General features: G+C 65.6%; 11 protein-coding genes. 4 read left to right on the top strand and 7 right to left on the bottom strand.

From position 1 onward, the window contains the following. Nucleotides 1–120 precede the first annotated feature (120 nt). The 3 genes from AXYL_RS35060 (at nucleotide 121) to AXYL_RS02150 (ending at nucleotide 3861) form a co-directional block, all read left to right on the top strand. Nucleotides 121–297 carry a hypothetical protein gene (locus AXYL_RS35060; protein ID WP_013391188.1) on the top strand — a complete coding sequence of 59 codons (177 nt, stop codon included), beginning with the start codon at nucleotides 121–123 and terminating at the stop codon, nucleotides 295–297. Between the two features lie 106 nt (nucleotides 298–403). Continuing rightward, nucleotides 404–1687, top strand: a complete 1284-nt coding sequence (locus tag AXYL_RS02155) for an HlyD family secretion protein (RefSeq protein WP_013391187.1) — start codon at nucleotides 404–406, stop codon at nucleotides 1685–1687. Then, a complete protein-coding gene (locus tag AXYL_RS02150) occupies nucleotides 1684–3861 on the top strand; it encodes a peptidase domain-containing ABC transporter (RefSeq protein WP_162470882.1) in 2178 nt (725 codons plus the stop codon). The genes AXYL_RS02155 and AXYL_RS02150 overlap by 4 nt, the downstream gene beginning before the upstream one ends. Here AXYL_RS02150 and AXYL_RS02145 read toward each other — a convergent pair. Together AXYL_RS02145 and AXYL_RS02140 are read right to left on the bottom strand one after the other, a co-directional pair. Next, nucleotides 3800–4438, bottom strand: a complete 639-nt coding sequence (locus tag AXYL_RS02145; protein WP_013391185.1) for a response regulator transcription factor — start codon at nucleotides 4436–4438, stop codon at nucleotides 3800–3802. The two genes, AXYL_RS02150 and AXYL_RS02145, sit on opposite strands and share 62 nt — an antisense overlap. Next, on the bottom strand, nucleotides 4435–6264 hold the full coding sequence (locus tag AXYL_RS02140) for a hybrid sensor histidine kinase/response regulator (RefSeq protein WP_013391184.1): 1830 nt from the start codon (nucleotides 6262–6264) through the stop codon (nucleotides 4435–4437). Before AXYL_RS02140 ends, AXYL_RS02145 begins: the two co-directional genes overlap by 4 nt. 208 nt (nucleotides 6265–6472) lie before the next feature. Here AXYL_RS02140 and fdx point away from each other — a divergent pair, with 208 nt between their 5' ends. Next, complete coding sequence (fdx, locus tag AXYL_RS02135) at nucleotides 6473–6811, top strand: ISC system 2Fe-2S type ferredoxin (protein WP_013391183.1); 339 nt, start codon at nucleotides 6473–6475, stop codon at nucleotides 6809–6811. Nucleotides 6812–6856: 45 nt separating this feature from the next. Here the strand turns inward: fdx and AXYL_RS02130 are convergent, their stop codons facing one another. Genes AXYL_RS02130 through AXYL_RS02110 form a run of 5 tightly spaced genes read right to left on the bottom strand, consistent with a single transcriptional unit; the run spans nucleotide 6857 to nucleotide 12278 of the window. Further along, nucleotides 6857–7705, bottom strand: coding sequence for a class I fructose-bisphosphate aldolase (locus AXYL_RS02130; RefSeq protein WP_013391182.1), 849 nt, complete (start codon nucleotides 7703–7705; stop codon nucleotides 6857–6859). A 13-nt stretch (nucleotides 7706–7718) separates the two neighbouring features. Next, nucleotides 7719–8699, bottom strand: a complete 981-nt coding sequence (locus AXYL_RS02125) for an aldo/keto reductase (RefSeq protein WP_013391181.1) — start codon at nucleotides 8697–8699, stop codon at nucleotides 7719–7721. Further along, complete coding sequence (locus AXYL_RS02120) at nucleotides 8696–9727, bottom strand: ABC transporter permease (RefSeq protein WP_013391180.1); 1032 nt, start codon at nucleotides 9725–9727, stop codon at nucleotides 8696–8698. The genes AXYL_RS02125 and AXYL_RS02120 overlap by 4 nt, the downstream gene beginning before the upstream one ends. Continuing rightward, on the bottom strand, nucleotides 9724–11247 hold the full coding sequence (locus tag AXYL_RS02115) for a sugar ABC transporter ATP-binding protein (protein ID WP_013391179.1): 1524 nt from the start codon (nucleotides 11245–11247) through the stop codon (nucleotides 9724–9726). The genes AXYL_RS02120 and AXYL_RS02115 overlap by 4 nt, the downstream gene beginning before the upstream one ends. Continuing rightward, nucleotides 11244–12278, bottom strand: a complete 1035-nt coding sequence (locus AXYL_RS02110; protein WP_013391178.1) for a substrate-binding domain-containing protein — start codon at nucleotides 12276–12278, stop codon at nucleotides 11244–11246. Before AXYL_RS02110 ends, AXYL_RS02115 begins: the two co-directional genes overlap by 4 nt. Nucleotides 12279–12436 lie beyond the last annotated feature (158 nt).

Raw genomic sequence — 12436 nt, 5'->3', positions numbered from 1 at the left:
ATTGCCAGTTTGGGAGCCGGGCTTCCCGTCTGCAGCGCATCGCGGCGAGAACCTGGTTCCGGGTGATGCTCGGCCGACGCTGGCGCGGCTTCATTCGTCAGCATGCAGCAGGAGATAAAGATGGAAAAAACTGAACAGCCCGATCAGCGGCGCGACGCGGAACAACAGGTCAGACCCTTGAGCGCCGAGGAAACCCGGGCGGTCAGCGGCGGCTGGGGACCGAACCGTACCAATATCACCTTTGCCCCCCAGAAAAGCGGCTGGCCCGCCGGCAAGACGCTTTACATGCCGAAGTAGTCAGTAAGGATCCGGGCCACATCGGACGGATGCCCCAACTGGCATCCGATTTCATAGCGCGGCGGCGCGTTCGCCGCGGCTTTTTTTCCGCCATGCCGGCCGGCTTTTGCTCACCACGTTTTCCTGGGCTGCTTCCAACGCCGTGACGCTCTATCGCAAAAAGGCGCTTGCCGCGCAACACTCCGTCGGGCTGGGCGACATCGTCCTGATCCGGCCAGTGTCGTTCGCACTGGTCACCGCCGTGCTGGCGGGCTTCGTGCTGACCATCTGCCTGTTTCTTGCGTTCGGCTCGTACACCAAGCGCGCGACCGTGAGCGGCCAGCTGGCGCCCGACACCGGGCTGATCAAGCTCTACGTGCCGCAGGCCGGCATCGTGCTCGAAAGCCGGGTCCAGGAAGGCCAGCATGTTGCTGCTGGCGACGTGCTCTACGTGGTGTCCGGCGATCAACAAAGCGCCCTGGGCGAGACCCAGGAAGCCATCAGCGGCCAGATCCGGCAGCGCGAAGAAAGTCTGAGGCTGGCGCGCCAGAAGACAGTGCTGCTGCAACAGAGCGAGCACGATAGCCAGACCGCCGCCATCGCCAGCCTGAAGGCGCAACTGGCGGCGATGGACAACCAGATCGCGGGGCAGCGCGCCCGCATCAAGTTGGCCGAAGACAGCGCGAACCGCTATCGCGGCCTGATGGAAAAAGGCTATCTCTCCGCCGAGGAAGCCGACCAGAAGCGCGCCGAGCTGCTGGAACAGCGCAATCAGCTGCAAGCGCTGCTGCGCGACCGCATCGGGCTGGCAACCGACCTGTCCAACCGGCAGGCCGCGCTGGCGGATCTGGCGCTGCGGCAGCAGAACCAGCTGGCGCAGCTGGACCGGGACATGGCCGACATCGCCGTGGACTTGACGCGCAGCGAAGCCAGGCGCCGCATCCTGGTCAGCGCGCCTCAGGCCGGCTTCGTCACCGCCGTGGCCGCCGCCGCGGGACAGGCCGTGGACAACAAACGGCCTCTGGCCACCATCGTTCCCGACGGCGCCAGGCTGCAGGCCGAACTGCTGGCGCCCAGCCGCGCAGTGGGATTCGTCGCGCCGGGCGATCGGGTGCTGATGCGATTCGCGGCCTACCCATATCAAACGTTCGGGCAGCAGGCCGGCATCGTCCAGACCGTAACGCGCAGCGCATCGCCGGAATGGCAATTGAATGAAGCCGCCGCAAACAATGGCGTCCAGGAGGATATGTTCCGCATCACGGTGTCGCTGGACGCTCCGGCGCGCGGACCGCAAGGGCAGACGCTTGCGCTGCGGCCCGGCATGCGGCTGGAGGCGGACATCCTGCAGCAGACGCGCCGCCTGTACCAATGGGCGTTCGATCCCGCCCAGCGGCTGTCGGGGAAACTGTGAACATGCTCGAACGCCTGACGCTGGGAGTCAAACGGCGGGTACCCAGGCTCCTGCAGACCGAGGCCGCCGAATGCGGCCTGGCCTGCGTGGGCATGATCGCGGGCTACCACGGCCATCAGCAAAGCCTTGCGACCCTGCGCGGCCGCTTTCCCGTATCGCTCAAGGGCGCGACGCTGGCCACGCTGATCCATGTGGCCAGCCAACTGGGGCTGGCGTCGCGGCCGGTCAAGGTCAGTCTGGGAGCCTTGAGCAAGCTGAAGCTGCCTTGCATCCTGCATTGGGAGTTCAATCACTTCGTGGTGCTGACCGCCATCAACGGTCGTTCAGCCACGCTGATCGACCCTGCGTCCGGCACGCGCAGGTGCTCCATCGGCGAACTGTCCGCGTCGTTCACCGGCGTTGCGCTGGAACTATGGCCCACGCCAGACTTCACCGAAGCGCGCGACTACAAGCGCGTGCGGCTGCGCGAACTGACCGGACGGGTATCGGGCTTGGGCGGCGCATTCTCGCAGGTGCTGCTGCTGGCGCTGGCGCTGGAAATCCTCACCGTGGTCCAGCCTTTTTTCCTGCAATGGGTGGTGGACCATGTCCTGAATACCGGCGATCGCGATCTGCTGACCACGCTGGCGCTGGCCTTCGGCTTGCTGATGATCATGAAACAGCTGACCTCGGTGGCGCGCAGCTGGATGCTGATGGTCCTGGGCACCACACTGAACCTGCAATGGCGCACCAACGTATTCACCCATCTGCTGCGCCTGCCCGTCGGCTACTTCGAGAAGCGTCACCTGGGCGACGTGGTGTCGCGCTTCGGCGCCATCGACGCCATACAGCGCACCGTGACGACGTCCTTCCTGGAGGCGGTGCTGGACGGCCTGGTCATGCTGATCACGCTGGTGCTGATGTTCCTGTACAGCCCGCCGCTCGCATGGATCGCGGTGGGTGCGATGGCGCTGTATGGACTGGCCCGCTGGTCCGGCTATGCGCCGCTGCACTACGCAACCGAAGAGCACATCGTGCACGCGGCCAAGGAGCAATCGCACTTCCTGGAAACCGTACGTGGCGTCAAGGCGATCAAGCTGTTCCAACACCAAGACGACCGGCGCTCCCGCTGGCTGTCGCTGCTGGTGAACGAAATCAACGCCGACCTGCGCGTGCAGAAGTGGACGCTGTTCTTCCGCACCTTCAATGGCTTGCTGTTCGGCCTGTCCTCCATCGCGATACTCTGGCTGGGCGCAAGGCTGGTGCTGGACGGCCAGTTCACCGTGGGCGCGCTGCTGGCTTTCATCGTCTACAAGACCTTGTTCGACCAGCGCGTGGCCGCCCTGCTGGACAAGCTGGTCGAAGTAAAGATGTTGCGGCTGCAAGGCGAGCGCCTGGCTGATATCGTGCGCGAGACGCCCGAGCCCGTCGACGAAATGCCGCGCACCCAGGACGCGCAGGAGCGCTCGCCCGCGATCGAAGTTCGCAACCTGCGCTTCCGCTATGGGCCGCAAGAGCCGTATGTGCTGGATGGCGTCAGTTTCAGGATCGAACCCGGCGAATCGGTCGCGATCACGGGGCCTTCCGGCGGCGGCAAGACGACTCTGATCAACATCCTGCTGGGAATTCTGGCGCCGACCGACGGCGAGGTGTTGATCGATGGCGTGCCGGCGCGGGGTGCCGGCGCGGCATCCCTGCGGCGCATCGCCGGCACGGTATTGCAGGACGACGTCCTGTTCGCCGGGTCCATCGGCGAGAACATCAGCTTCTTCGATCCTCAGTACGACTCCGAGCGCGCCAGCCGCTGCGCCCGGATCGCCGCGATCCACGACGACATCAGCGCCATGCCCATGGGCTACAACACGCTGGTGGGAGACATGGGCACGGTGCTGTCCGGCGGCCAGAAGCAGCGCGTGCTGCTGGCGCGGGCCTTGTACAAGCAGCCCGCCATCCTGTTCCTGGACGAGGCCACCAGCCATCTGGATATCGAACGCGAACGGATCGTCAACACGGCGATCGCCAGGCTCAACATGACGCGGGTGATCGTGGCGCACCGCCCCGACACGATTGCGGCGGCCGGACGCGAGATCTCGCTGGCGGCCGGCAAGGTGGCCAGCGACAGCGGGCAGCGGCCTAAACCGGCTTCCCGAACACGCCGCCGCGCCGCGCCACTAGCGTCGCCTGCGTACGATTGAGCACGCCCAAGGTGCCCAGGATGGCCGACACATGCGTCTTGACGGTCTTCTCGGTCATGTTCAGGCGTTCCGATATTTCCTTGTTGCGCAGGCCGTCGCACATCAGGCACAACACCTCGTTCTGGCGCGGCGTCAGCGCACGCAGCAAGGCCGCCTCATCCTGACCGCCCGCGAGCAGCGCAGACGAGGAGACGCTGCGATGCGCCGGCTGGGCCTCGCTGACGGCTTCCAGCGCGGCTGCCAGTTCCTGGCAACTGGCGGACTTGTTCAGAAAGCCCTGCGCGCCGGCCTCCAACGCCCGGCGCATGTCCTCCGGATCCTGCGAAGCCGACAGCACCAGGATGCGCAGTTGCGCGCGGCGCTGGCGCAAGCGCTTGAGCAGCTCGGCCCCGGCCATGTCGGGCAGGTAGAAATCCATGATGACGTGCTGGATCGCCGTCTGCCGGTCCAGCGCGTCCAATGCTTCCTGGCCGCTGGCCGCGGGATGGATCGTCATGCCGGGCATGGCCTGGCCCAGCGCCATGACCAGCGCTTCGCGGAACATGGCGTGGTCGTCAACCAATAACACTGCCGTCATTCGGCGTCTCCGGTAAGGGGCACTGCTTTCCTGGCGTACAGCAGGCTCGTCACGTGCTCACGCAGCGCCTGGACTTGCACGGGCTTGTGCAGCAGCGGCACGCCGCGAGCGGCGGCTTCGGTCAGCCGCGCCGGGTCCGTGTCCCCGCTGACCAGCAAGGCAGGCAGATCGGGATCGTTGTATTCCTCGCGCAACCGTTCGATCACATGGATGCCGGTTTCGTGTTCGCGCAGCCGGTAATCGGTGACGATCAGGGCAGGCGTTTCGGCCAGCGGCAGCACGCGCTCGAACAGCGCATTGCCACTGGTCGCGGCGATGACGCGGCAGCCCCAACTTTCGAACAACATGGACAGGCCCGCCAGGTTCTGCGCATCGTCGTCCACCAGCAGCGCCAGCTTGCCGTGCAGGCTGTCTTCGGTTGCGGGCCCCCGAGGCAGTCTCACACCGGCATCGCCGATGGACAGACCAGCCGCGGCGGGATCCGAAGCCGGCACCGTGACCGTGAAAACCGTGCTGCGGCCTGCTTCCGAGCGCAGCGCCAGTTCGTGGCCCAGCAGCCTGGCGGTGCGGCGCACGATGGCCAGGCCGAGACCCAGGCCCTTGCTGCGGTCGCGCTCGGGATTGGCCAGCTGATGGAACTCCCAGAAGACCCGCTCCTGCTCGGCCTTCGGGATCCCGGAGCCGTTGTCCCAGACCTCGACGCGCAAGCGATTCCCGACCCGGCGGCACCCCACCAGAACGCACCCGCCGTCTGAGTGCACGATGGCATTGCTGATCAGGTTGCGCAGCATGCGTTCCAGCAGCACGGGATCCGAACGCACGCTGGCCGCGCACGGACGTACCCGCAACCGCATGCCTTTCTCACCGGCCTGCGGCGCATACTCGGCCTTCAGCTGGTCCAGCAGCGGCTGCATCCTGAACGTCTCGAAGCGAGGCTCGATGACGCCGGCGTCCAGCCGCGAAAGATTCAGCAAGGCGTCGAACAGATGGCCCATCGCGGACAGCGCACTGGTGATGTTGTCGACCAGATAGCGGCCGTGCCGGGACAAGGGTTCATTGGCCAGCAGGCCCAGGAACAGGTTCACCGCGTGCACGGGCTGGCGCAGGTCGTGGCTGGCCGCCGCCAAAAAACGGGACTTCTCCAGATCGCTGCGTTCGGCGGCTATCTTCTCCTGGCGCACCTGTTCCAGCAGCGCGAGGTTCTCATACCCCAGCCGCAGCGCATCGAGGTGGGTGCGGTTCATGCGATGGATGAAGGCCAGGGTAGCGATCAGGTACGCCAGGCCGCCCGTCACCAGCGCCAGATGAATGGCGGAAGGCTGCGCCGCCAGCGCGATGAACATCGGCGCGAAAGCCGGCACCTCGAACGCGTACATCACCGGCAGCAGCATGTAGTTCGAATAGATGGCGCCCGTGCCCAGCCCGAACAGGATGACGATGAAGAACAGCTGGTATTCCAGCGGGACGAAAAACGTCCAGTAGGCCAGCGGCAATCCCCACAGAATGCCGGAACACAGATTGCCGGCCAGCATGCGCCGCACCCAGCGCTGCGCCGCCGCCGGATCCGCGCGACGGCGGTCGTACGCCACCACCGCGGCCCAGCGCAGCACGCCCACCATCAGCGTGGCGCCCAGCCACAGCATGATCTCGTGCAGGGGCAGCACGCCGACCAAGGCAAACGCAGAAAAACAGGCGCTGATCAACGACCCGGCCAGGGCGAACGGAAAGCTTCGGCGCAATGCGTCGACCTGCACCTGACGGATGCGGGCGGCATAGGACGAACTTGGCGGCGTAGAGGCGGAAGTCGGGCCGATGGCGGGCTGCAATTGGGTGGGATGCTACGTGCGAGGGACCTGCTGCTTGCGCAGGCGCGGATCGGAACGTGTGCGGATTTTAGACCCATCGTGTGGATTTCCGCAGGGTTCTCGCGCTTTTCTGGCGGCCTTGACATTCCAACGTTGGTAAGCCCCAGGCTTCTCTCACGCCACTACGTTTTCCCTTGAACAGGGAGACGTCCACGAACAGGAATCAGACATGCCCAAAATCACCGTACTCCCGCATGCCGAGCTGGCGCCCGAAGGCGCCGAGCTCGAGGTGCGGGCCGGCACCACGATCTGCGAAGCCTTGCTGGCCAACGGCATTGAAATAGAACATGCATGCGACATGAGTGCCGCCTGTACCACCTGCCACTGCATCGTGCGCAAGGGTTTCGACTCCTTGAACGAAGCGAATGAGTCCGAGGACGATCTGCTCGACCGGGCCTGGGGGCTGGAAGCGCAGTCCCGCCTGAGCTGTCAGGCCATCGTGGCCGAAATGGACCTTACCGTCGCCATTCCCAAGTACACGATCAACCATGCCAAGGAAGAGCATTAGGATCTGGCTGGGCTGTCAGGGATTTCGGCCAATGAGCCTCGCGTCCTATCGGCCTCCTGCCTCATACATGTCCCACGCCTGCCCGGCGCTGGCGTTGTCATGGATCATGGCCATCAGTGCCCGCACCACTGACGACGGATCGGCGTGCTGATAGACGTTTCGGCCGTACACCAGCCCCACTGCGCCCTCGTCGAGCAACTCGCGCGACCGCTCAAAGACCTGCCGCAAGTCCTCCCGGCCGCCGCCGCGCACCAGCACGGGGCAGCGCGCCGCCTGCACCACGCGATGGAAATCGCGCGTGGCAGTCGTGGGGTCGGCCTTGACGATATCGGCGCCCATTTCGCGCGCCAGCCTCACCAGGGTGACGATCTTCTCGGCGTCGCCATCGACCATATAGCCGCCGCGCGCGGAGTGTGGCGCCATGACCAGGGGCTCGATCATTAACGGCATACCGTAGCGGTCGCAGTCCGCGCGCACGCGGGCGATGTTGGCGACGCACTGGCGGAACAGGTCGGGTTCGTCCGGCAGCATGAACAAGTTGACCACCACGCAGGCCGCGTCCATCTGGACGGCGGGCAGCACCGGGTCTTGTTCGTTCTGCAGCACGGCCCACATCACGCGATGGGTGGTGGCGTTGTAGGGATTGCCCATGTCCAGGCGCATGACCAGCGCGGGCTTGTCTCGGCCGGGGCGTTGCTGGAGCAGGTCGGCCTGGCCGTAGTTCAGCTGGATGGCGTCGGGGCGCGCCGCCGCCAGCTGTTCCATCACGGCCGGCATGTCCTCCAACCCCGACAGAAAGCCGGGCTCATTGCAAACGCCGTGATCGACGGCGATATCCAGGCAGCGGCCGTTGCTCAGCAGCCGGTTCAGGCGCGCTTCTTTTCTGTACAGCATGGGAACTCCTTGTTCAATCCAGTGTTTGCAGGTGGCGCTCGGCCGCCTGGTCGATGACGGCAAGGTCTTCAGGCGAGAGCGCCAGCGCGGCGGCGGCGGCGTTCTGCGTGGCCTGCTGTGGCGTGCGTGCGCCACAGAGCGCCACGGTCACGCCGCCTGGCCGGGTGGTCCAGGCGATCATCAGCTGCGAAGCCGAGCAGTCCAGCCGCTGGCGCAGGGGCTCCAGTTCCGCGAAGAAGCCTTGCAGCCGGCCACGGTTGGCGACGCTGAAGCGGGGGTTGCCAGCGCGCTGATCGTCGCCGGTAAAGCGGCGGCCGGGGTCGATGGGGCCGGCCAACAGACCGAGCGCCAGCGAGGAATACCCGAGGATGCCGACGTTGTGGTTGCGGCACAGCGGCATCAGCGTCGATTCGATTTCGCGGTCGATCAGGCTGTAGCGTTCCTGGATGGCGTCGATCGGGCCGTGGCGCAGGTACTCGGCCAGAGTGTCGGAATCCACGTTGCTGACGCCGATGGCGCGGATCTTTCCTTGCCGCTTCAGATCCAGCAAGGCGTCCATGGTCTCGGCGACGGGCGTGCCGGCGTCTTGCCAGTGGGTGATGTAGAGGTCGATGTAATCCGTCTGCAGGCGCGCCAGGCTTTGTTCCACCTCATGGAAGATGGAGGCGCGGCCCAGGTGGCGATGCACGGCCTGGCCGTCCTCGTCGAAGAAATGTTCGCCTTGGCGCGTGTGCCAGACCAGTCCGCATTTGGTGGCGATGACCGCTTGCTGGCGGCGCCCCTTGAGCGCCTGGCCGACCAGGCTTTCGGCGTGCCCCAGGCCATAAGCGGGTGCGGTGTCGATAAGCCGCACGCCCGCGTCGACGGATGCCTGGATGGCGGCAATGGCGGCCGCGTCGTCCGCGCCGCCCCACATCCAGCCGCCCATGGCCCAAGTGCCCAGGCCGACGGATTCGCAGGCGATGCCGGACGCGCCCAGTGTTGTAGTCTTCATCGGGAACCCTTTCTGACGTTCATGAGATGGTCAACGGTGACGGCGGCCAGCAGGATCAGCCCCTTGACGACGTCTTGCCAGTAGGGCGACACGTCCAGCAGGATGAGCGAGCTGGTGACGACCGACAACAAGGCCAGGCCCAGCACCGCACCCAGCACGGTGCCCGAGCCGCCTTTGAGGCTGGCGCCGCCGATTACCACCGCCGCGATCACATTGAGCTCCATACCCACGCCGAAGTTGGGCGTGGCGGCGCCGAAGCGAGCCGTGTAGACCACGCCGGCGACCCCGGCCAGGGTCGAGCACAGCACCGTGACCCAGAACTTCACGCGTCCGGTGCGGATGCCGGCATAGAGCGCGGCCTTTTCATTGCTGCCGGTGTAGAACACCTTGCGCAACAGGGCCGCGCGGCGCAATGCGAAGTCGCTGACGATGACGATGACGGCGAAGATCAGGATGACGGCGGGAATGCCGCCGATGGATCCCTGGCCGATGAACTTGAATTGCGGCGGCAGCGAGAACAACGATTGCGGTGTGCCTTGGGTGATTGCCAGGCACAGACCGCGCACGATCACCATGAACGCCAGCGACGCGATGAAATGGCTGAGGCCGATGCGGGTGACGCAGCCGCCGATGAGCGCGCCCACCATCGTGCACACGGCGATCGCAGCCAGGCTGGCGGTCCATGGGTCCAGTCCCATCAGGAAGAGCTTGCCGGTAATGACCATGGCCAGGCAGACCACTGAACCCACCGACAGATCGATGCCGCCGACAATGACCAGGATGGTCATGCCGACCACCACGATGCCTTCGATGGAAAACGACAGCAGCATGGCGCGCACGTTTTCCCAGGTCAGGAAATGCGGCGACGCGAAGCTCATCACCACGCACAGCGCGGCGATGATCAGCAGCAGCCCCGCTTCGCGGAAGCTGCCCAGCCGCCGCCCCAGGCGGGGGCCAGGCGGCAGGCTGGCGGCGGGAGGCGGCAGGACCGCTTCCGCCGCGGGTTGGGATTTCAGGTCGCTCATCATGTCGCCTCCTGGGCGGACAGGCCCGAGGCCAGCCGCAGCAGTCTTTCTTCCGTCATGTCGCTTGCCGCCAGTTCTCCGGCGAGCCTGCCATTGCGTATGACCAGGGCCCGGTCGCACAGGCCGATGATCTCCGGTAGTTCGGACGAGATCACCACCACGCCCACGCCTTGGTTGGCCAGCTCGCGCAGGAGGTGATGGATCTCGGACTTGGCGCCGACATCCACGCCGCGCGTGGGTTCGTCCATCAGCAGCACCGAGGGGCGGGTGGCCAGCAGTTTGGCGATGGCCACTTTTTGCTGGTTGCCGCCCGACAGGCAGCTGGCGTCGATAGCCACGCCGTCGGACTTGAGCTTGAGCCGTGCGCCCAGTTCGACCGCCAGGCTGCGTTCCGCTGCCCGCTTGAGCAGGCCGAAGCGCGAACTGATGCGGCCCAGCGCCATGGAGGACACACTCTGTTCGATCGGCATGTCCAGAAACAGGCCGGCGGCCTTGCGGTCTTCGCTCAGGTAGGCAATGCCGTGGCGCAGGGCGTCGGCATAGCGGCGCAGCCGCAGAGGCCGGCCCCGCAGCCGCACCGCGCCGCGCCGTGCGCGCCGCAGGCCGCACACGGTTTCGGCCAGTTCGCTGCGGCCCGCGCCCATCAGGCCGGAGATGCCCAGGATTTCGCCCCGGCGCAGCGTGAACGAAATGCCGTGGACATTCGCGCCATCGGCGATGTCCTCCACTTCCAGCAAGACCTCGGCAGGCGCATCGCCCGCAGCTTGTCGGGGCGGGTAATAGTTGCCCAGGTCGCGTCCCACCATGCAACGCACCAGCGCGTCTGGAGAGAGCGCCGCGATATCGGCGCTGTGCACGTCGCGGCCGTCGCGCAGCACCGTGACGCGGTCGCAGTGCTCGAAGATCTCGGCCATGCGGTGGCTGATGTAGACAATACCGATGCCTTGGGCTTTCAGGTCGTGCAACACGCGGAACAGCGCCACGGACTCGACTTCGGTCAGCGCGGCCGTGGGTTCGTCCAGGATCAGCACCTTGCAGTCCAGCGTCAAGGCGCGGGCGATCTCGACCAGCTGCTGGCTGGATATGCCCAGCGCATCCACCCGCAAGCCCGGGTCGATGTCCTGGCCCAGCCGCCGCAGCACGCCGGCAGCGCGCTGGTTCAGGCTGGCATAGTCCATCCAGGCCTGCGCGCCGGCGCTGATCGCGGGCATGAAAATGTTCTCGGCCACGGTGGCGTCGCCGCATAGCGCGATTTCCTGGTGGACCAGGCCGATGCCCAGGCGCATGGCATGGGCCGGCCCGTTGATGACCACGCGCTCGCCTTCCAGATAGATATCGCCGCTATCCGGCTGGTGGATGCCGTCGATGATCTTCATCAACGTCGACTTGCCGGCGCCGTTCTCGCCGCACAAGGCATGGATTTCGCCCCGGCGCAGCGTGAAGCGCACGTCGGCCAGGGCTTTGGACGCTCCGAACTGCTTGCTGATGCCCTGCAGTTCCAGCAGCGCTGCGGTCGCGTTCATTCGTTGATGCCCTTGGTGCCACGACGCGCCAGGTACTTGTCCCAATAAAAGTCGTCGGCGTTCGCCTTGCTGACGATGGACAGGCCGTTGTCCAGGAACGGCACCGCCATCGGGTTGGTGCCGTTGCGCTTGGCGTCGTTCATCGGGTCGATCAGTTGCTGGTTGCGGGCCAGGAACAGCAGCATCATCCCCATGTAGCCCTGCACGCCCTGGTTCGGGTTGACGGAGCCAAAGACCTCGCCGGACTTGATCATGTCCAGGATCTTGGCGTTCACGTCGCAGCACAAGACCTTGATGTTCTTCTTGGTTTCGATCGATGCCTGTGCCGCGCCCAGCGCCGAATTGGCTTCGGGCATGAACAGGGCGCCCAGGCCGGGGTTGGCCTGGGCCAGGCTCAGCGTGGCCTGGTAGGCCTTGTTCGGGTCCTGGTTGCTGGCCGCGCGGCCCACCAGCTTCATTCCGGGATGCTGGGTCTTCATGCGGTTGATGAAGGCGGCGACGCGGCGGTCATGGTTGTCCTGGCCGGGATTTTCCAGCACCGCGTATTCGCCCTTGCCGTTGAGCGCGGCCGCGATGGCATCGGCCGCCTGCGCGCCTTCGCGGTCATTGTCGGACGTGACAAAGGACACGCGCTTGGAATTCGGAGAGTCGGCCGCGAAGGTCACCACCGGGATGCCCATGGCCGCGGCGCGGTTGATGGGTTCGATGAAGGGGTCGGGATTCATGGGGTGCAGCAGGATGCCGGCCGGCTTGCGCGCCAGTTCCTGCTCGAACGAGGCCAGCTGCTTGTTGACGTCATATTCGGGCGTGCCCGAATAGCGGGTGCGCACGCCGAGCGAATGGCCCAGCTGCTTCATCATTTCGTAGACAGGGAACCAGTACTCCACCCCGGACACCATCACGTTCATCACGTAGACGTCGTTCGCGTTGCCGCGCAGCCCGGGGGCTTGCGGAGTGTTCTGCGCAAAGACGTTGGCTCCCGCCAGGCTGGCGCCCGCCGCCGCTACGGTCTTCAAGAAATCTCGTCTCATGTTCCGCTCCTTTTTTTCGCAAAGATCCAAGAACCCTGGAGCCCTCGGTGCCTGTAGTTCAACCTGTCCGGGTCGAATCGTTGTTATGACATCGACGAACTATATTGCACGGCAAATTTTTAGATTACTAGGGGAAACACTGCTATCCTGCGTGAAAT

It is taken from the genome of Achromobacter xylosoxidans A8, assembly GCF_000165835.1.
Lineage (GTDB): Bacteria > Pseudomonadota > Gammaproteobacteria > Burkholderiales > Burkholderiaceae_B > Achromobacter > Achromobacter xylosoxidans_B.
This window is presented reverse-complemented; position numbering and strand designations above follow the sequence as displayed.

Coding starts and splice junctions, on each gene's coding strand:
- AXYL_RS35060 (WP_013391188.1), top strand. CDS start 121: ATGGAAAAAACTGAACAGCCCGATCAGCGGCGCGACGCGGAACAACAG.
- AXYL_RS02145 (WP_013391185.1), bottom strand. CDS start 4,438: ATGACGGCAGTGTTATTGGTTGACGACCACGCCATGTTCCGCGAAGCG.
- fdx (WP_013391183.1), top strand. CDS start 6,473: ATGCCCAAAATCACCGTACTCCCGCATGCCGAGCTGGCGCCCGAAGGC.
- AXYL_RS02130 (WP_013391182.1), bottom strand. CDS start 7,705: ATGCTGTACAGAAAAGAAGCGCGCCTGAACCGGCTGCTGAGCAACGGC.
- AXYL_RS02125 (WP_013391181.1), bottom strand. CDS start 8,699: ATGAAGACTACAACACTGGGCGCGTCCGGCATCGCCTGCGAATCCGTC.
- AXYL_RS02120 (WP_013391180.1), bottom strand. CDS start 9,727: ATGATGAGCGACCTGAAATCCCAACCCGCGGCGGAAGCGGTCCTGCCG.
- AXYL_RS02115 (WP_013391179.1), bottom strand. CDS start 11,247: ATGAACGCGACCGCAGCGCTGCTGGAACTGCAGGGCATCAGCAAGCAG.
- AXYL_RS02110 (WP_013391178.1), bottom strand. CDS start 12,278: ATGAGACGAGATTTCTTGAAGACCGTAGCGGCGGCGGGCGCCAGCCTG.